The sequence below is a fragment of the Pseudomonas sp. TMW22089 genome (assembly GCF_022496645.1).
Lineage (GTDB): Bacteria > Pseudomonadota > Gammaproteobacteria > Pseudomonadales > Pseudomonadaceae > Aquipseudomonas > Aquipseudomonas paraversuta.
Genome location: NZ_SCFG01000003.1, coordinates 15858 through 33319, shown reverse-complemented (window position 1 = coordinate 33319; position 17462 = coordinate 15858). Strand labels below are relative to the sequence as shown.

The window sequence follows — 17462 nt, the reverse complement described above, 5'->3', positions numbered from 1 at the left end:
CTATAATGCCGGCCTTTCTGTTCCCCTTCCCGCCCGGAGCCCCCATGACCCAGGACCAACTCAAACAGGCCGTAGCCCAGGCTGCCGTCGACTTCATCCTTCCAAAGCTGGATGACAAGAGCGTTGTAGGGGTCGGTACCGGCTCCACGGCCAACTGCTTTATCGATGCCCTGGCTCTGCACAAGGGTGCCTTCGACGGCGCCGTGGCCAGTTCCGAAGCCACTGCCGCCCGCCTCAAGGGCCACGGTATTCCGGTTTACGAACTGAACACCGTCAGCGACCTGGAGTTCTATGTCGATGGCGCAGACGAAAGCGACGAAAACCTGAACCTGATCAAAGGCGGCGGCGCAGCCCTGACCCGCGAGAAGATCGTGGCCGCTGTGGCCAAGACCTTTATCTGCATCGCCGACGGCAGCAAGCTGGTCCCGGTACTGGGCGCGTTCCCACTGCCCGTTGAAGTGATCCCGATGGCCCGCAGCCATGTAGCCCGCGAACTGGTCAAGCTGGGCGGCGACCCGGTTTACCGCGAAGGTGTGGTGACGGACAACGGCAACATCATCATCGACGTGTTCAACATGCAGATCACCAACCCGGTAGAGCTGGAGCGTCAGATCAACGCCATCGTCGGCGTCGTGACCAACGGCCTGTTCGCTGCCCGCCCGGCTGACCTGCTGTTGCTGGGTACCGCCGAAGGCGTGAAAACCCTGACCCGCTAACCCCAACTTGTAGGAGCGAGCTTCTCAAACCGCCATCAAGAGCTCGCTCCTACGGTTTGTTTTTAATGTTTTATGGTTTTTTGAACACGTAAAACAGATTTGGCTCACTCACCACGTATAACGCTCCTTCGTCGTCCATGGCGACACCTTCCGCTTGTGGCACTGTTTTTTTCAGGCCATGACGGCCCTTTTTCAGCGACAGCGTGCTGATGGGCCGCCCGTCTATATCCAGCTCCAGCAACAACCTCGACTCATCGGACAAGGCCAGCAAATGCCCGCTGCGCTCGTCAAACTGCAAACTCGACAGATCGCGCACAAATAACCGGGCATCGCGCCGCGCATTGCTCACCACGTGGATGGCATACGGCGTTTGGGGATTGTCCTGAGGGAAGCCCCGCACTTCGTAAATCAGCATCGGATCCCGCTCCTTGGCCACAAACAGACGCTTGCCGACCGAGTCGTAGGCCAACCCTTCAAATCCCTTGTTACCCCGCTGATGGATCCCCAGCGTCAGCTGCTTCGCCTCCCGGGCATCGAGTACCTGAGTGTTGTCATCAACCTTGACCTTGAACAGCCGCTGCTCATGTTCGTCGGCAATCACGTAGGTATTGGCGTCAATAAACTCGACTGCCTCGGCATCGCCAAACCCGATCAGGGCAATACGCCGCAAAATCCGGCCATCCAGGCTCAACTCCACCAGTTCGCTTTTTTTGTTGGTCACGGTAAACAGGCTTTTACGCAGCGGGTCGTAGGTCAGTGCCGAGACATTGTCCTCAAGCCCTTCAATCACCTGGCCTTGCAGCACGGCGCGATACTCGCCCAGATTGATCGCTGCGGGGTTGGCCTGTTGCCATAGCCGGCTGACCTTGAACCAGGTGTGCTCGAACAGACGGTAATGTTGTGCGGCGAAACCCGCAGCCAGCAGAGTCAGGCACAGCACAAGAGCGGTAGCACGATTGAAGCGGCGCATTGAGACGAACCCTAAACAGATCAGGCGGGTGAAATACCACGACTGGCTGAACTCAAACTTAATAACGCCGCCGGTCTTGCGCCGCAACCGGCTCAAGGTTTTTTCGGAGTTTTCTCAAAGCGATAAAACAGATTCGGCTCACTGACCATATACAGGGTGCCGTTTTCATCGATCGCCACCCCTTCAGCCCGGGGAATGGTGTTTTTGAGACCATTGAAACCGCGCAGCAAGGTCATGAAACTGACCTGCTCGCCCAGTTCATCGAGCTCCAGCAACATGTGCGAATCCGCCGAAAGCACCAGGGTATGGCCCGTTCTCGGATCAATGCTCAAAGCCGAAAGGTTGCGCAAATCCAGTTCATCGCTAGGCACCTTCTGCTTGCTTCCAGAGAGGACCTGGCCGCCGTCGCTTTTCCATACATACAACTGCGGCGGGCGCTCTTCGCCCAGCAACAGTTGCTGGCGGCGCGGGTCCCAGGCAATGGCCTCGAAGGCTTTGTTCTGGTTCCTGGAGGGGCCCAGGTTGTACTTGGGGAAGTCGGCGATATTCAGGGTTTTGGTGTTGGCATCGATATTGACGATGGTCAGCAAGTGCTCACGCTCATCGACAATGGCCAGCAGACCATTTTCCATCACCGTCAGGCCTTCAGGGTTGCTCCAGCCCACCAGCGGAATTTTGCGCAGGACATCGCCATCGAGGGTCAGCTCCACCAGAAACGGGTTCTTGCCCATCACCGAAAACAGGGTTTTGCTCAGCGGGTTATAGGCCAGGTCCGACGCTTCATCCTTTTCCATCCCCGGTAATGGCTTGCCATCAATAACCGCCGTGTAGTCCGGCAACCACACGCTTTCGTTCTGTTCTTGCGGGTTCTCAAATTGCTCCAGCACCCACAACGCCCCCCGGTCATCCCAATGCATGATGGCCGCCACCCCATAGAGCACGGCGCCAAGCAGTACAAGCCAGTAATACCAGCGCAGGCTGAAGCGAGAGCGTGCAGGCGGGGTCAGCTGAGGGTCTGAAGCCATTTGAATAATCTTCCGGGAAATTTGGCAACGTCTAAATATCACAAAGCGGGCAAATCCACTGCCTGGCTCGAACCTATTATGCAGATGCGTTGTGAAATAAATGATAAATGCAGCGAAATACACACCGGAATCGGGGGGCTGTGAAAAAATGTTACGAGGCAGGCCTACCACGGCTTGCAAAGGGTTTTTCTAGCGCCACTGAGGAGTGCGTCGGGATCGTGCTCAGTGGGTCCCCTGAAAGGGTTTGAGTGGTTTGATCAAATACGTTTGCAACATGAATCAAAGATAAAAAAATCACAGCATATATAGACATGCCGATTAAAAAGCCGCACTTAAAGTTTCAGTGCGGCTATGTTCATGGGTCGTTCTGTTAGTTATGCGATCGGGTGTCGACTCCTGGAATACCTGAATGTAGTAAACGTTCTCTTCAAAGCCCCCTTGGTTTGATAGTCAAGCCAGGGCGGCTCGTCATTTTTCGAACGAGAGCTTAAAAATAGGAGCGAGGGGTACTAGAAGGTAACTGAAGAGGTGTAGCCGGCGAGGGTGACGTAGCTGACCAAGGTGTATTAACGGCGCTTCTGTTCGCTGAGTTGGTCTGCCCCGGATTTTGTAAATCACCACGGGACAAATACGGCAAAAGCCTCTCACGGACTGGTCCTTGTTCCAGCAAACAGGACAGATCCATATCGCGCATGGGTGGCACTCGCAGGGCTCCCCCGGGTAATGCAAAGCCGCAGCCCCTCTGGCGCAACAGCCAGCCAGGACGAATCGTCTATCCATATTCCTAAAAGTTAGTTCTTTTAATTTTTATACTCAATTAGGGTATATGCACCGGACCACCGGACTTTCCAGCTTTTATCTGCACCGCTCAAGCGGTGCTCCAATGAGATGCGAGGTAGGTATGGTCCGTAACACAATTACCCTTGTGGAAATCGCCAGGGCATTGCGTGCAGCCAAGGAGCAGCAGTGATGTCCAATCTGGCTAATGCACACCTGCAAAGCGACCTGGATGTCGCCCCCTTGTTGCTCGCAGCGCACATCCTGCGCACCGACAACGAAGCCCTTGAAGCCGCACGCGATCTGGCTGCCACCGCCCGTGAGCACGCGGCCAGGCGCGATCAGCAACGCAAATTGCCCTGGTCACTTATTGAGCAGTTCACCCGCAGTGGACTTGGCAGTATCTCCATTCCCCGGGAGTTCGGCGGGCCACAGGTTTCCTTCGTCACCCTGGCTGAAGTGTTTGCCATTATTTCGGCCGCCGACCCGGCGCTGGGGCAGATTCCGCAGAACCAGGTGGGCATTCTCAATCTGATTTCCAGCACCGCGAGTCAATCGCAAAAAGAGCAACTGTTCAGCAGCGTGCTGCAGGGCTGGCGCATCGGTAATGCGGGGCCTGAACGCGGCAGTAAAAACACCCTGGACTTGAAGGCACGCATAACCGCTGACAAGAATAATTTCGTCATCAGTGGTCAGAAGTTTTACTCCACCGGTGCACTGTTCGCGCACTGGATTGCAGTCAAGGCGCTCAACGACGACGGCAAACCGGTCATGGCCTTTGTTCGCCGCGGGACTCCCGGCCTGCGCGTTGTCGATGACTGGTCCGGCTTTGGCCAGCGCACCACTGCCAGCGGTACCGTGTTGCTCAACAGCGTGCGCATTGATGACGAACTGGTCATCGACAGCTGGCGTTTGGGCGAAGTGCCGAACATTCAGGGCTCGGTGTCGCAACTGATCCAGGCCGCCATCGATCTGGGCATCGCCCGCGAAGCCATCACCGACACCATCAGTTTTGTACGCGAACGTTCCCGGCCGTGGATCGACGCCAGGGTCGAGCGCAACAGCGATGATCCCTATGTCATCGCCGACATCGGCAAATTGAAGATCGAGTTGCATGCCGCCGAAGCCTTGTTGCGCAAAGCCGGCCGGGTACTGGATGAAGTCAGCGCCGCAACGATTGATGCGCAGGCCGCCGCCCGGGCCTCGATTGCCGTGGCCGAAGCCAAGGTGCTGAGCACCGAGCTGTCGTTGCTGGCCAGCGAAAAACTTTTCGAACTGGCGGGCAGCAGCGCCACCCTCGCCCGTTTCAACCTCGACCGACACTGGCGCAACGCACGGGTTCATACCCTGCACGACCCGGTCCGCTGGAAATACCACGCTATCGGCACCTACCGCCTCAACGGCACCCTGCCTGCCCGGCATTCCTGGATTTGACTACGGAGATACCCATGTCCCTGATATCCAAACAGGTCCCGGTCATCCGCAGTGATGCCGAGGCCCTGAGCGTAGCCCGTGAACTGGCCGCACATTTCAAACGCGAAAGTGCTGTACGCGACCGCGATCGACGCCTGCCGCTTGATGAACTCGAACTGTTTTCCCACACCGGCCTGTGGGGCATTACCGTGCCGCAGGCCTGGGGTGGCGCCGGCGTGTCCAATGTCACGCTGGCTCAGGTGGTGGCATTGATTGCTGCTGCTGACGCCTCGCTGGGGCAAATTCCGCAAAACCATTTCTATGCACTTGAAGTGCTGCGGGTCAATGGCACGCCGGCACAACAGGCGCGGCTATATGCCGAGGTCCTGGCCGGGCAGCGCTTTGGTAATGCCCTGGCCGAAATCGGCACTAAAACCGCCCACGACCGTACCACCCACCTGGCCAGGGCCGAAGACGGCTACCGCATCACCGGTCGCAAGTTTTACGCCACCGGCGCCCTGTATGCGCAGCGTATTCCGACCTCGGTGGTGGATGATAACGGCGTACAGCACCTGGCGTTCGTGCCCCGCGACAGCGACGGCCTGACCGTGATTGACGACTGGAGCGGCTTCGGCCAGCGCACCACCGGCAGCGGCTCGGTGCTGTTCGACAATGTGTTCGTCGCCGCTGATGACGTGATTCCGTTTCAAAGCGCCTTTGAGCGCCCGACCCCGGTTGGCCCGCTGGCGCAAATCCTCCATGCCGCCATCGACACCGGCATCGCCCGCGCCGCCTTTGAAGACGCGCTGCATTTTGTGCGCACCAAGACCCGGCCCTGGATCGACGCCACCAGCGATATTGCCAGCGAAGACCCGCTCACCCTGAAAAGCTTTGGCCGCCTGAGTGTGCGTCTGCATGCCGCCGAAGCCTTGCTGGAGCGCGCCGGTGAACTGCTGGATATCGCCCAGGCCAATACCCATGCCGGCACCGTGGCAGCTGCCTCGATTGCGGTGGCAGAAGCGCGCGCCATCAGCACCGAGATTTCGCTGGCCGCAGGCAGCACCCTGTTTGAACTGGCGGGCAGCCAGGCCACCCTCGCCGAACACGGGCTCGATCGCCACTGGCGCAACGCCCGGGTCCACACCCTGCACGATCCGGTGCGCTGGAAATATCACGCGGTGGGCAATTACTACCTCAACGATACGAACCCGCCATTGCGGGGGACCATCTGATGAGCAAAAAGAAAATCCTGATCAATGCCTTCAACATGAACTGCATTGGTCACATCAACCACGGTCTGTGGACGCATCCACGGGACAACTCCACCCAGTTCAACACCCTTGAATACTGGACTGAGCTGGCGCAGCTGCTGGAGCGCGGGCTGTTTGACGGGCTGTTTATCGCCGATATCGTCGGCGTCTACGACGTCTATCAACAGTCGGTTGATGTGCCGCTCAAGGAGTCGATCCAGCTGCCGGTCAACGACCCGCTGCTGCTGGTATCGGCCATGGCGGCCGTAACCAGAAACCTTGGCTTTGGCCTGACCGCAAACCTGACCTACGAGCCCCCGTATTTATTCGCCCGTCGCATGTCGACACTGGACCATCTGACCCGCGGCCGTGTGGGCTGGAACATCGTCACCGGGTATCTGGACAGCGCGGCCAAAGCCATGGGCCTGAGCGAACAGGTCGAACATGACCGGCGTTACGACCAGGCCGATGAATACCTGGAGGTGTTGTACAAACTCTGGGAAGGCAGCTGGGAAAACGGCGCCGTGGTCAACGACCCGGCACAGCGCATCTATGCCCGTCCCGACAAGGTGCACAAGGTCAGACATGCCGGCGAGTTCTACCAGGTCGAGGGCTATCACCTGTGCGAACCCTCACCCCAGCGCACGCCGGTACTGTTTCAGGCCGGCAGTTCGGATCGCGGTCTGGTGTTTGCCGGGCGCCATGCCGAGTGCGTGTTTATCAGTGGCCAGACCAAGGCGGCGACCAAAACCCAGGTCGACAAGGTTCGCGCCAGCGCCGCGGCGGCAGGACGCAACCCGGATGACATCAAACTGTTTATGGGCCTCAACGTGATAGTCGCGCCCACCGAAGCCCTGGCCCGGGCCAAGCGCGACGAGTACCTGGGCTATGCCAGTGCCGAAGCCGGGGTGGCGCATTTTTCCAGCTCCACAGGCATCGACTTTGCCGACTACGAACTGGACGAGCCGATCCAGTACGTGAAGAACAACGCCATCCAGTCCGCTACCAAAGTGCTGCAAAACAACGACTGGACCCGGCGCAAACTGCTTGAACAACACGCACTGGGCGGGCGCTACATGACATTGGTGGGCTCACCGCAACAGGTGGCCGACGAGCTCGAATCGTGGATCGAAGAGACCGGTCTGGACGGCTTCAACCTGACCCGCATCGTGACGCCGGAAAGCTATGTCGACTTTATCGATCTGGTAGTCCCCGAGCTGCAACGCCGGGGCTCCTACAAGACCGCATATGACACCGGCAGCCTGCGGCAAAAACTCTTTACCGAGGGCGACGCGCACTTGCCTGAACGGCATACGGGCGCCGCTTACCGCCAACCCGAATAACCCTGCAGGAGCGAGCTCACGAGCCGTCTGATGCTCGCTCCTGGAGGATTTGAATTCTGAATTTTTGAATGGAATTTGCCCCATGCACAAAAAACACTTAACCCCACTGGTTCTGGCGCTCGGACTGTTCAGCGGCATCGTGTTCGCCAGCGACGCCCCGCTCAAGGTCGGCACCACGGCGGCCTTTGCTCCCGCCCTTGAAACGACGGTGAACGAAGCCAGGAAGCAAGGCCTGGATGTCGAGCTGATCGAGTTCAGCGACTGGATCGCTCCCAACGTCAGCCTCAACAGCGGCGACATCGACGTGAACTACTTCCAGCACATCCCGTTCCTGGAAAATGCCAACGCTGCTGGCGGGTTTAACCTGGTGCCCTATGCCAAAGGCATCATCAACAACGTGGGCCTGTACTCGAAAAAATACAAAAGCCTGGACCAACTTCCCCAGGGCGCTACGGTGGCCATCGCCAATGACCCGATCAACAGTGGACGCGGCCTGCAACTGCTGGCCAAGGCCGGCCTCATCACCCTCAAGCCCGGCGTAGGCTACAAGGCGACCGAAGAAGATATCGTCGCCAATCCGAAAAACATCAAGATCCTGCAGGTCGAAGCCGTACAGCTGGTACGCGCCTATGACGATGCCGATCTGGTGCAGGGGTACCCGCACTACATACGCCTGTCGAAAAACTTCGATGCCAACTCGGCGCTGTTGTTTGACGGCATCGACCACCCGGAATACGTCATTCAATTCGTGATCCAGCCCAAGAACAAGGACGACCCGCGACTGGCCAGATTTGTCGATATCTACCAGCATTCGCCCGTGGTCAAAGCCTCGCTGGATAAGGCCTACGGCACCCTGTATCAACCTGGCTGGGATAACTGAACATGAACGTGGCAATTGCTCGCGAGCGGCTCGATCAGCCGCAGCCAAGCGCGACCCACACCCGGCTGCACCCTGAACTGAGCCAGGCCCATGTGCGTTTTATCGGTGTAGGCAAAACCTATGACGGCCAACAGGGGCCGGTGGATGCCCTCAAGGATATCGACCTGGCGATTCAGCACGGTGAGATTTTCGGCATTATCGGTCGCAGCGGCGCCGGCAAATCCTCGCTGATTCGCACCATCAATCGCCTGGAACAACCCAGCAACGGTCGCGTGCTGATCGATCAAATCGACATCGGTGACTTCGATGAAAACCGGCTGGTGGCGCTGCGCCGACAAACCGGCATGATCTTCCAGCACTTCAACCTGATGTCAGCCAAGACCGTGTGGCAGAACGTCGAGCTGCCGCTCAAGGTAGCTGGCGTACCCAGACTGCAGCGGGAACAGAAAGTCCGCGAGTTGCTGGAGCTGGTGGGCCTGCAAGGCAAGCACAAGGCCTACCCGGCGCAACTGTCGGGAGGGCAGAAACAACGGGTTGGCATTGCCCGCGCGCTGGTCCACGACCCGGCCATCCTGCTCTGTGACGAAGCCACCTCGGCCCTTGATCCGGAGACCACCCAGTCGATACTCGGTCTGCTGCGCGAGATCAATCAGCGCCTGGGCCTGACCATCATCCTCATCACCCACGAGATGGCGGTGATTCGCGATATCTGTCACCGCGTGGTGGTACTGGAACAAGGCCGGATCGTCGAGCAGGGCCCGGTGTGGCAAGTGTTCGGCGACCCGCAGCATGAGGTCAGCAAAACCTTGCTCGCACCGCTGCAGGACAACCTGCCCGAAGCCCTGAAAAACCGCATCAGCGCGCAGCCGGCATCGTCACATTCGAGTGTGATTCTGCGTCTGCGTTTTACCGGCAGCCAGGAGCAGGAACCGGACCTGGGTGCGTTGTTCAGCGCCCTGGGCGGTCAGGTGCGGCTGCTGCATGGCGGGGTTGAGCAGATTCAGGGGCACGCCCTGGGCCAACTGTTGCTCAGCGTGACCAGCAACTCTCTGGGGGCGGACGAATTACGCAAGCGCGCCGGACAATGGGCACAACAGGTCGAGGTCGTGGGTTATGGGATTTGAACGTCTATGGCAGGGTGTGATCGACACCTTTTTAATGGTCGGTGTGTCGTCACTGATCGCATTAATCCTGGGCATTCCGCTGGCGGTGATTCTGGTCACCAGCGGCAAGGGCGGTATTTATCAGGCCCCCAGGCTGAACCAGGCACTGGGCGCGTTCGTGAACCTGTTCCGTTCCATTCCCTTTCTGATTTTGATGGTGGCGCTGATCCCCTTCACCCGCCTGATTGTCGGCACTACCTACGGCGTCTGGGCTGCCGTCGTACCCCTGACCATCGCCGCTACGCCGTTCTTCGCACGGATCGCCGAAGTCAGCCTGCGCGAAGTGGATCACGGCCTGATCGAGGCCGCGCAAGGCATGGGTTGCAAACGCCATCACATCATTTGGCACGTGCTGTTGCCTGAAGCCTTGCCGGGCATTGTCGGCGGTTTCACCATCACCCTGGTGACCATGATCAACTCATCGGCCATGGCCGGAGCCATAGGTGCCGGTGGCCTGGGTGACATTGCCTACCGCTACGGTTATCAGCGCTTTGACACCCAGGTCATGCTGACCGTGATTGTGTTGCTGGTGGTGCTGGTGGCGTTGATTCAGCTTGGCGGTGATCGCCTGGCCCGCGTACTGAACAAACGCTGAGGTATAGTCGGCGGCCAGACTGCCGCCGACCGAGCCTGCCATGACCCTCGATGCAAAAACCCTCGAACAGATTGCTGCCACCACGCTGGAGCATTATCAGCAGAGTGCCGAAGGCTTTCGCGAAGGGACTCGCGACCATGATGTGAGCCAGAACATCGACGCATTACTGCGGCATATCCAGGGCAGCGCGCCATTTACCCTTCTGGATTTTGGCTGCGGCCCGGGGCGCGATCTGCAAACCTTCACCCGCCTGGGGCATGTAGCGGTCGGGCTCGACGGCACTGAACGCTTCACCCAGATGGCCCGCCAGGACAGTGGCTGTGAGGTATGGCATCAGGACTTTCTCAAGCTGGACCTGCCTGCCGAACACTTTGACGGCATCTTCGCCAACGCCTCGTTGTTCCACGTACCGACCCAAGAGCTTGCGCAAGTACTGGGCAAGCTGCACGCCACCCTGAAGCCTGGCGGCGTACTGCTGAGTTCCAACCCGCGCGGGGACAATCGAGAAGGCTGGAATGGCCAGCGTTACGGGGCATACCACGACCTGGAAAACTGGCAGGCGATGCTTACCGGGGCGGGTTTTGTCGAACTGGAACACTACTACCGCCCCCCCGGCCTGCCCCACGACCAGCAGCCGTGGCTGGTGAGTGTGTGGCGCAAAGCCTGACTCCCCGCCTTGAAAGCTCGCTCCTACAGGGGTTATGTAGACACATACAGAGATACTGCTGTGTCCTTGTGGTCCCGGCGCAACACTAATATTTCCCTTTGATATTTATTCAGAGGGCAAAGGAATGCCTGCTTTTCCTCATGCATGCCGACTCCGTACCGGGAGGTTTTCCGAAGAGGGGCGTATTTATTTGATGACGGCTGTCGTGAGGAATCGGCAGCCTTATTTCTATGACTTTTTTCTAAGCCGTCTGTTGGTTAATGAATTCAGGCGAACGCACACAGAAGGCCTTGTGGAGTCTCTCGCCTGGGTCGTGATGCCCGATCATTTTCATTGGTTGATCGAACTTCGAGACGCCAGCCTTTCGACAGTGATGCAACGGACAAAGTCGCGGAGTGCGCTAGCGATTGGCTGTGCCCTTGGGGGCCCGGTGAAACTCTGGCAAAAGGGCTATCACGACCGGGCGATTCGTTATGACGAGGATCTTGCAAGCGTCGCCCGCTATGTCGTCGCCAACCCCCTGCGTGCAGGTTTGGTAAAGCGTCCGGGCGATTACCCGCACTGGGACGCCATATGGCTGTAACCCTGTAGGAGCGAGCTTGCCTCGCGATCCAAACAACGCCATTGCCGGGCATAAAAAAACCCCGAGGGGCTTACACCGCTCGGGGATTGGTCTTTCATGCTTTACAACTTGGCGATGGATACTTCGGTGGATTTTACAAAGGCGATTACTTCGCTGCCCACTACCAGCTCCAGCTCTTTGACCGAACGGGTGGTGATGACCGAGGTAACGATGCCCGATGCCGTTTGTACGTCGATTTCCGAAAGCACGTCGCCCAGCACGATTTCCTTGATATGGCCTTTGAACTGGTTGCGAACGTTGATGGCTTTGATGGTCATGGTGTCGATTCCTGTCTTGGGATAGAAAAGTGCGGTTATTGCGCCCAGCGCAGTTGCGTAGGCAGCGGTGCAACGGGTTCCGGCTCAGGGGGCGAGCCAGGCAAGGCAAGTACCCGGTTGAGTACTTCTGTTTCCAGTGCCGCCAGCCGGTGCGATCCGCGCACCCGGGGGCGCGGCAGTTCGACTGTGAGGTCCAGCCCCACTTCGCCGTCTTCGATCAGGATGACCCGATCGGCAATCGCAACGGCTTCGCTGACGTCGTGGGTCACCAGCAATACGGTGAATCCGTGCTGGCGCCACAGGCGTTCGATCAGTTGCTGCATCTCGATGCGGGTCAAGGCATCCAGCGCACCCAAGGGTTCATCCAGTAACAACAGGCCCGGCTGGTGAATCAGCGCACGAGCCAGGGCCACACGCTGTTTTTGCCCGCCCGATAAAGCCGCCGGCCATTCATTGGCGCGCTCGGCCAGACCCACCTCTTCCAGCGCTTTTAGCGCCTTGGCACGCCAGTCGCCCTTGAGCCCTAGCCCGACGTTGTCGATGACTTTTTTCCAGGGCAGCAAACGCGCTTCCTGAAACATCAGCCGCGTGTCTTCGCGGACTTCTTCCAGTGCTGCCGTGCCTGCCAGCAGTTGGCCAGCCGTCGGTTGATCGAGCCCGGCCAGCAGGCGCATCAGGGTGCTTTTGCCACAACCGCTACGCCCGACTATCGCCACGAATTGACCGGCAGGAATATGCAGATTGATGTCACGCAGGACCTGACGCTCAGCAAAAGACTTTTGCAGGCCTTTGATGGCCAGCGGAATGCCCTGACGCAAACGCGGAGGTTGTTGAGCCGTCATGCTGCACCGCCTTTAACCACTTGATAGGCCGGGTGCCAGCGCAACCACACACGCTCCAGGCCCCGGGCCGCGGTATCGGCCAATTTGCCGAGCACCGCGTACAGAACAATCGCCAGCACGACCACGTCGGTTTGCAAAAACTCCCGGGCGTTCATCGCCAGGTAGCCAATGCCGGAGCTGGCGGAAATGGTTTCGGCCACGATCAGGGTCAACCACATAAAGCCCAGGGCAAAACGCACCCCCACCAGGATCGAAGGCAAGGCACCGGGCAGGATCACCTGGCGAAACAGGCTGAAACCGGACAGCCCGTAACTGCGCGCCATTTCCACCAAAGCAGGGTCTACGTTGCGGATGCCGTGATAGGTGTTGAGGTAGATGGGGAATAAAGTCCCCAGCGCCACCAGGAAAATCTTCGCCGACTCGTCGATCCCGAACCACAGGATGACCAGAGGGATGAGCGCCAGGTGCGGTACGTTGCGGATCATTTGCACCGAACTGTCCAGCAGGCGCTCGCCCCATTTCGACAAGCCGGTGATGAAGCCCAGCACCAGGCCGATGCTGCCACCGATGACAAAACCGACCCCGGCGCGCCAGCCGCTGATGGCGAGGTGTTTCCAGATCTCGCCACTGCGCACCAACTCGACCCCGGCCGCGAATACGGCGCTAGGGGCAGGCAGAATGCGGGTCGACAACCAGCCCGCCGATACCGACAGCTGCCATACCGCCAGCAGCAATACCGGCAAGGCCCAGGGCGCCAGTTTGTGGCCGATGCTATTGAGGCTTGAAGCCTTGCCCTTGCTCATGGCCGCCTCAACTCTGCGCAGCAGCTTTAGGAAGAATATCGTTGGCCACCATTTCGCCAAACGGACTCACGTATCCCGAACTTTTCGGCAGTTCCGGGCGCTCGATATCGAGGTGCGGAAACAGCAGTTCAGCCACCCGGTACGACTCTTCCAGATGCGGGTAGCCGGAAAAAATAAAGGTGTCGATGCCCAGATCGGCGTATTCCTTGACCCGTGCTGCCACTGTCGGGCCGTCACCCACCAGAGCCGTACCCGCACCACCGCGCACCAGACCGACCCCCGCCCACAGGTTGGGGCTGACTTCCAGATTGTCGCGGCTGCCGCCGTGCAGGGCAGCCATGCGCTGCTGGCCGACGGAATCGAAACGCGCCAGTGAAGCCTGGGCCCGGGCAATAGTGTCGTCATCCAGATGAGAAATAAGTTTGTCTGCCGCTTTCCAGGCCTCGTCGTTGGTTTCGCGCACGATGACGTGCAGGCGAATGCCGAAACGTACGGTACGTCCGTGTTTGGCAGCCTTGGCTCGTACCTGGGCAATTTTTTCGGCGACCGCAGCCGGTGGCTCGCCCCAGGTCAGAACCATTTCAACCTGCTCTGCGGCCAGATCCTGCGCAGCTTCCGAAGAGCCGCCGAAGTACAGCGGCGGACGCGGTTGCTGAATCGGCGGGTACAGCAACTTGGCGCCTTTGACCGTGATGTGCTGACCGTCGTAGTCCACGGTTTCGCCTTCGAGCACGCGGCGCCAGATGCGGGTGAACTCTACCGAGGCCTGATAGCGCTCTTCGTGGCTCAGAAACAGGCCGTCACCGGCCAGTTCTTCCGGGTCACCGCCGGTCACCAGATTGAACAGCGCGCGTCCGCCGGACAGTCGGTCCAGGGTCGCGGCCTGACGGGCTGCCACGGTCGGCGAGACGATACCCGGACGCAGCGCCACCAGAAATTTCAGGCGCTGAGTCACAGGGATCAATGCTGCCGCCACCAGCCACGAGTCTTCGCACGAGCGCCCGGTAGGGATCAGAACTCCGCCAAAACCCAGGCGGTCTGCCGCTTGTGCCACTTGTTGCAGGTAACCGTAATCAACGGCACGGGCGCCTTCGGAGGTGCCAAGGTAATGGCCGTCACCGTGGGTAGGCAGGAACCAGAAAATATTGAGGCTCATGGAGTTGTCTCCTGAATGGGTACGGCAAGCGTTAGTTGGCTTTGGCCACAGCGGCCGGTGGTGTCCAGATCACATCTTTCACAACCAGCGGCTTGGGAATCAGCTTGAGCTGGTAAAAACTGTCAGCGATTTTTTGCTGGGCGTTGACCACTTCAGGGGTCAAGAACTGCGCGCCGTAGCCCTGGCGCTTGACCGCCGTGCGGGTGATATCAAGCGCCAGGCCCAGGAGCGGCGCTACTTGCTGCGTGACTTCTTCCGGGTTGGCTTTGGCCCACTCACCGACATTGCGCACTTCTTCGATCAGGGTCTCGATGACCTTGGGATGCTGTTCGGCGTAAGGCTTGGTCGCCAGGTAGAACTGATGATTGTCGGCAAGCGCGCTGGCATCACGCAGGGTGCGTGCCTGCAGCTGTTGTTCGGCAGCGGCCTGGTACGGGTCCCAGATGACCCAGGCATCGACACTGCCCCGCTCAAACGCGGCACGGGCATCGGCGGGCGGCAGGAATATGGTCTGGATATCGCTGTACTTCAGGCCGGCGTCTTCCAGGGCACGCACCAACAGGTAGTGAACGTTGGAGCCTTTGTTGAGTACGACCTTTTTGCCTTTGAGGTCTTTGACCGATTTGATCGGCGAATCCTTGGGCACCAGAATCGCTTCGCTGGTCGGAGCGGGCGGCTCGTAGGCGACATACAGCAGATCGGCACCGGCGGCCTGGGCGAACACCGGCGGGGTTTCACCCGTCACGCCGAAGTCGATGGAGCCGACGTTCAGGCCTTCAAGCAACTGCGGGCCACCGGGGAATTCAGTCCATTGCACCTCGACACCCTGCTCGGCCAGACGCTTCTCCAGCGTGCCCTTGGCCTTGAGCAGCACCAGGGTGCCGTACTTTTGATAACCGATACGCAGGGCATCGGCCTGAGCGTGTAAAACGACGCCAAAGGACACGGCCGCAGCTAACAGTGCGACCACTCCACGACGCAAAATGACAGGGCGCATGGCGCTCTCCTATTAAGGTTCGAGATTCGGGTTGCACCTGCCGGGCCGTTAGCGGATCGGTAAGGCGGAATTGCTTGAAACTGTGGGCTGTATCTGTGGGAGCTGGCTTGCCGGCGCTGGCATCACTGCATCGCCTCAGGCAATCCGGGGCGCCTCAATCGCTGACAAGCCAGCTCCCACACAGATGCCGTGGCATCGATTGGTTCAGATACTCCAGCGAGCCGTGCGCAGGCGCTTGTTGAGAATGTTCGGGTCCAGCGGTTTCGGACGGCGGGCCAGGGCGCTGTAAAACTGCTCCAGAGCCTCGCTCAAGCGTTGTTCCAGGATCGGCACCAGTTGCGCTTGTGCGCCGCCTTCGCCGTAAGCGATCTGGCTGTCATCGGCAAAAATGCCGTGCAGCATTTCCTGAGCCTTGAGCGCAGAGAGCACCGGCTTGAGGGCGTAGTCCACGGCCAGCATGTGGGCGATGCTGCCACCCGTAGCGATGGGCAATACCACTTTATGGCTCAGGGCGCGCTCAGGCAGCAGATCAAGGATGGTTTTCAGTGCACCGCTGAACGAGGCCTTGTACACCGGCGTCGCAATCACCAGGCCATCTGCATTTTCAATGTGTTGCAACAGATTGATGATTTGCGGACTGTCAAAACGTGCGTGGAGCAAGTCTTCGGCCGCAAAGTCACGTACCTGGTAACTCACGACTTCTACGCCTTGCTGGTTGAGCCAGTGTTTGGCGCGGTCCAGCAGCACCCCGGAGCGGGATCGTTGGCTTGGGCTACCTCCGAGTGTCACGACCAGCATCGGGCATTTCCTTGAGTGAATGTGTGCAATTCGCTGTCAGCGTTTTCGCTTGAGTGAGAAGACCTTAACAGGTGATTTATATATCTATAAATCATATTTATTCATTTGTTTATTCCTTAAATGAATATGAGATTTGACGATTCAAAGCGCAAAAAAAAGGGCCGTCGAAACGGCCCCAAACCCTGTTGCACTTGAAGATGGAAACTCTGCAGGAGCGAGCCGTGCAGATCAAAAAGATCGCGAGCAAGCTGGCTTCTACAGGAGAGGATTATTTGTTTGGCTGCGGCGTGAGGCGCAGGTAGGGCTTCACAGCGCGGTAGCCCTTGGGGAAGCGCTTCTTGATTTCGTCTTCATCTTTTAGCGACGGCACGATCACCACTTCGTCGCCGTCCTGCCAGTTGGCCGGGGTGGCAACTTTGAAGTTGTCGGTCAGTTGCAACGAATCGATCACGCGCAAAATTTCATTGAAATTGCGTCCGGTGCTGGCCGGATAGGTGATGGTCAGGCGAATCTTTTTGTTCGGATCAATCACGAACAGCGAGCGCACCGTCAGGGTATCGCTGGCATTGGGGTGAATCAGATCGTAGAGATCGGACACTTTGCGATCGGCATCGGCCAGGATCGGAAAGTTGACCTGGGTGTTCTGGGTTTGGTTGATGTCTTCGATCCAGCGGTGATGCGAGTCCACCGGGTCGACGGACAGCGCGATGGCTTTGACCCCGCGTTTGGCAAATTCGTCCTTGAGCTTGGCGGTGAAACCCAGCTCGGTGGTGCAGACCGGGGTGAAGTCCGCCGGGTGTGAAAACAGCACGCCCCAGTTATCGCCCAGCCATTCATGAAAACGAATCTTGCCGGCGCTGGAATCCTGTTCGAAATCGGGGGCGATGTCGCCGAGTCTGAGGCTCATGGTGCAGCTCCTTTTTATAGGGAATGGCAGGGCGTGATGGACTTACTCTGCCTGCACCATGAACTAATTAAAAAGAATAAATATCGATTTGGTTAGAGCATAAAGGAATATTAAAAACTGTTTCATTGGACGCGGCCAAGGCATGGGGCCACTCTGGATTCAGGTTTAGGCAAGGGGAGCGGCAGGGAGCTGCGACATTCAAATGTGTTGCGAATTGATCGATTCGGTCTTCGGTAAACACCCTGCCCGGCATTGCGCCG

18 protein-coding genes are annotated in these 17462 nt (G+C 58.7%); 9 read left to right on the top strand and 9 right to left on the bottom strand.

Going from position 1 to position 17462, the window contains the following annotated elements; genetic code table 11:
• Nucleotides 1-44 precede the first annotated feature (44 nt).
• On the top strand, nt 45-716 hold the full coding sequence (gene rpiA, locus EQV90_RS04295) for a ribose-5-phosphate isomerase RpiA (protein ID WP_003444561.1): 672 nt from the start codon (nt 45-47) through the stop codon (nt 714-716).
• 70 nt (nt 717-786) lie between these two features.
• Here the strand turns inward: rpiA and EQV90_RS04290 are convergent, their stop codons facing one another.
• Nucleotides 787-1686 (bottom strand): SdiA-regulated domain-containing protein, encoded by a 900-nt coding sequence (locus tag EQV90_RS04290; RefSeq protein ID WP_003444563.1) that lies wholly within the window; start codon nt 1684-1686, stop codon nt 787-789.
• 92 nt (nt 1687-1778) lie between these two features.
• Nucleotides 1779-2711 (bottom strand): SdiA-regulated domain-containing protein, encoded by a 933-nt coding sequence (locus tag EQV90_RS04285; protein WP_003444565.1) that lies wholly within the window; start codon nt 2709-2711, stop codon nt 1779-1781.
• Nucleotides 2712-3680: 969 nt separating this feature from the next.
• Here EQV90_RS04285 and EQV90_RS04280 point away from each other — a divergent pair.
• The 8 genes from EQV90_RS04280 to EQV90_RS04245 all read left to right on the top strand — a co-directional run bounded on the left by EQV90_RS04280 (nt 3681) and on the right by EQV90_RS04245 (nt 11382).
• Nucleotides 3681-4922 (top strand): SfnB family sulfur acquisition oxidoreductase, encoded by a 1242-nt coding sequence (locus EQV90_RS04280; protein WP_240877783.1) that lies wholly within the window; start codon nt 3681-3683, stop codon nt 4920-4922.
• 14 nt (nt 4923-4936) lie between these two features.
• Entirely contained in the window at nt 4937-6133 is a 1197-nt protein-coding gene (locus tag EQV90_RS04275; protein WP_003444569.1) for an SfnB family sulfur acquisition oxidoreductase, read from the top strand.
• The gene (locus tag EQV90_RS04270) at nt 6133-7494 is read left to right on the top strand and encodes an LLM class flavin-dependent oxidoreductase (protein ID WP_003444571.1); all 1362 of its coding nucleotides are present in this window, start codon (nt 6133-6135) and stop codon (nt 7492-7494) included. The genes EQV90_RS04275 and EQV90_RS04270 overlap by 1 nt, the downstream gene beginning before the upstream one ends.
• An 82-nt stretch (nt 7495-7576) precedes the next feature.
• On the top strand, nt 7577-8374 hold the full coding sequence (locus tag EQV90_RS04265) for a MetQ/NlpA family ABC transporter substrate-binding protein (RefSeq protein ID WP_003444573.1): 798 nt from the start codon (nt 7577-7579) through the stop codon (nt 8372-8374).
• Between the two features lie 2 nt (nt 8375-8376).
• On the top strand, nt 8377-9498 hold the full coding sequence (locus EQV90_RS04260) for an ATP-binding cassette domain-containing protein (RefSeq protein WP_240877782.1): 1122 nt from the start codon (nt 8377-8379) through the stop codon (nt 9496-9498).
• Nucleotides 9488-10132 carry a methionine ABC transporter permease gene (locus tag EQV90_RS04255; protein ID WP_240877781.1) on the top strand — a complete coding sequence of 215 codons (645 nt, stop codon included), beginning with the start codon at nt 9488-9490 and terminating at the stop codon, nt 10130-10132. The genes EQV90_RS04260 and EQV90_RS04255 overlap by 11 nt, the downstream gene beginning before the upstream one ends.
• Nucleotides 10133-10172: 40 nt before the next feature.
• Nucleotides 10173-10799: a class I SAM-dependent methyltransferase gene (locus EQV90_RS04250; RefSeq protein WP_240877780.1), complete on the top strand. Its 627-nt coding sequence runs from the start codon at nt 10173-10175 to the stop codon at nt 10797-10799.
• Between the two features lie 124 nt (nt 10800-10923).
• Nucleotides 10924-11382: a transposase gene (locus EQV90_RS04245; protein WP_240877779.1), complete on the top strand. Its 459-nt coding sequence runs from the start codon at nt 10924-10926 to the stop codon at nt 11380-11382.
• Nucleotides 11383-11483: 101 nt separating this feature from the next.
• Here EQV90_RS04245 and EQV90_RS04240 read toward each other — a convergent pair whose 3' ends face one another.
• The 7 genes from EQV90_RS04240 to EQV90_RS04210 form a co-directional block, all read right to left on the bottom strand.
• A complete protein-coding gene (locus EQV90_RS04240; RefSeq protein ID WP_003444581.1) occupies nt 11484-11699 on the bottom strand; it encodes a TOBE domain-containing protein in 216 nt (71 codons plus the stop codon).
• A gap of 35 nt (nt 11700-11734) precedes the next feature.
• A complete protein-coding gene (gene ssuB, locus EQV90_RS04235; protein ID WP_003444583.1) occupies nt 11735-12541 on the bottom strand; it encodes an aliphatic sulfonates ABC transporter ATP-binding protein in 807 nt (268 codons plus the stop codon).
• A complete protein-coding gene (gene ssuC, locus EQV90_RS04230) occupies nt 12538-13344 on the bottom strand; it encodes an aliphatic sulfonate ABC transporter permease SsuC (RefSeq protein WP_003444585.1) in 807 nt (268 codons plus the stop codon). Before ssuC ends, ssuB begins: the two co-directional genes overlap by 4 nt.
• A gap of 7 nt (nt 13345-13351) precedes the next feature.
• Nucleotides 13352-14500 (bottom strand): FMNH2-dependent alkanesulfonate monooxygenase, encoded by a 1149-nt coding sequence (gene ssuD / locus EQV90_RS04225; protein WP_003444587.1) that lies wholly within the window; start codon nt 14498-14500, stop codon nt 13352-13354.
• 31 nt (nt 14501-14531) lie between these two features.
• A complete protein-coding gene (locus tag EQV90_RS04220) occupies nt 14532-15497 on the bottom strand; it encodes a sulfonate ABC transporter substrate-binding protein (RefSeq protein WP_003444589.1) in 966 nt (321 codons plus the stop codon).
• 204 nt (nt 15498-15701) lie between these two features.
• Complete coding sequence (gene ssuE / locus EQV90_RS04215; RefSeq protein ID WP_240877778.1) at nt 15702-16295, bottom strand: NADPH-dependent FMN reductase; 594 nt, start codon at nt 16293-16295, stop codon at nt 15702-15704.
• A 268-nt stretch (nt 16296-16563) separates the two neighbouring features.
• Nucleotides 16564-17202 (bottom strand): peroxiredoxin, encoded by a 639-nt coding sequence (locus EQV90_RS04210; RefSeq protein WP_003444594.1) that lies wholly within the window; start codon nt 17200-17202, stop codon nt 16564-16566.
• Nucleotides 17203-17462 lie beyond the last annotated feature (260 nt).

What these genes read in the sequence shown, in the direction of transcription:
- rpiA (WP_003444561.1), top strand. Translation starts at nt 45, where the DNA reads ATGACCCAGGACCAACTCAAACAGGCCGTAGCCCAGGCTGCCGTCGAC.
- EQV90_RS04290 (WP_003444563.1), bottom strand. Translation starts at nt 1,686, where the DNA reads ATGCGCCGCTTCAATCGTGCTACCGCTCTTGTGCTGTGCCTGACTCTG.
- EQV90_RS04285 (WP_003444565.1), bottom strand. Translation starts at nt 2,711, where the DNA reads ATGGCTTCAGACCCTCAGCTGACCCCGCCTGCACGCTCTCGCTTCAGC.
- EQV90_RS04280 (WP_240877783.1), top strand. Translation starts at nt 3,681, where the DNA reads ATGTCCAATCTGGCTAATGCACACCTGCAAAGCGACCTGGATGTCGCC.
- EQV90_RS04275 (WP_003444569.1), top strand. Translation starts at nt 4,937, where the DNA reads ATGTCCCTGATATCCAAACAGGTCCCGGTCATCCGCAGTGATGCCGAG.
- EQV90_RS04270 (WP_003444571.1), top strand. Translation starts at nt 6,133, where the DNA reads ATGAGCAAAAAGAAAATCCTGATCAATGCCTTCAACATGAACTGCATT.
- EQV90_RS04265 (WP_003444573.1), top strand. Translation starts at nt 7,577, where the DNA reads ATGCACAAAAAACACTTAACCCCACTGGTTCTGGCGCTCGGACTGTTC.
- EQV90_RS04260 (WP_240877782.1), top strand. Translation starts at nt 8,377, where the DNA reads ATGAACGTGGCAATTGCTCGCGAGCGGCTCGATCAGCCGCAGCCAAGC.
- EQV90_RS04255 (WP_240877781.1), top strand. Translation starts at nt 9,488, where the DNA reads ATGGGATTTGAACGTCTATGGCAGGGTGTGATCGACACCTTTTTAATG.
- EQV90_RS04250 (WP_240877780.1), top strand. Translation starts at nt 10,173, where the DNA reads ATGACCCTCGATGCAAAAACCCTCGAACAGATTGCTGCCACCACGCTG.
- EQV90_RS04245 (WP_240877779.1), top strand. Translation starts at nt 10,924, where the DNA reads ATGCCTGCTTTTCCTCATGCATGCCGACTCCGTACCGGGAGGTTTTCC.
- EQV90_RS04240 (WP_003444581.1), bottom strand. Translation starts at nt 11,699, where the DNA reads ATGACCATCAAAGCCATCAACGTTCGCAACCAGTTCAAAGGCCATATC.
- ssuB (WP_003444583.1), bottom strand. Translation starts at nt 12,541, where the DNA reads ATGACGGCTCAACAACCTCCGCGTTTGCGTCAGGGCATTCCGCTGGCC.
- ssuC (WP_003444585.1), bottom strand. Translation starts at nt 13,344, where the DNA reads ATGAGCAAGGGCAAGGCTTCAAGCCTCAATAGCATCGGCCACAAACTG.
- ssuD (WP_003444587.1), bottom strand. Translation starts at nt 14,500, where the DNA reads ATGAGCCTCAATATTTTCTGGTTCCTGCCTACCCACGGTGACGGCCAT.
- EQV90_RS04220 (WP_003444589.1), bottom strand. Translation starts at nt 15,497, where the DNA reads ATGCGCCCTGTCATTTTGCGTCGTGGAGTGGTCGCACTGTTAGCTGCG.
- ssuE (WP_240877778.1), bottom strand. Translation starts at nt 16,295, where the DNA reads ATGCTGGTCGTGACACTCGGAGGTAGCCCAAGCCAACGATCCCGCTCC.
- EQV90_RS04210 (WP_003444594.1), bottom strand. Translation starts at nt 17,202, where the DNA reads ATGAGCCTCAGACTCGGCGACATCGCCCCCGATTTCGAACAGGATTCC.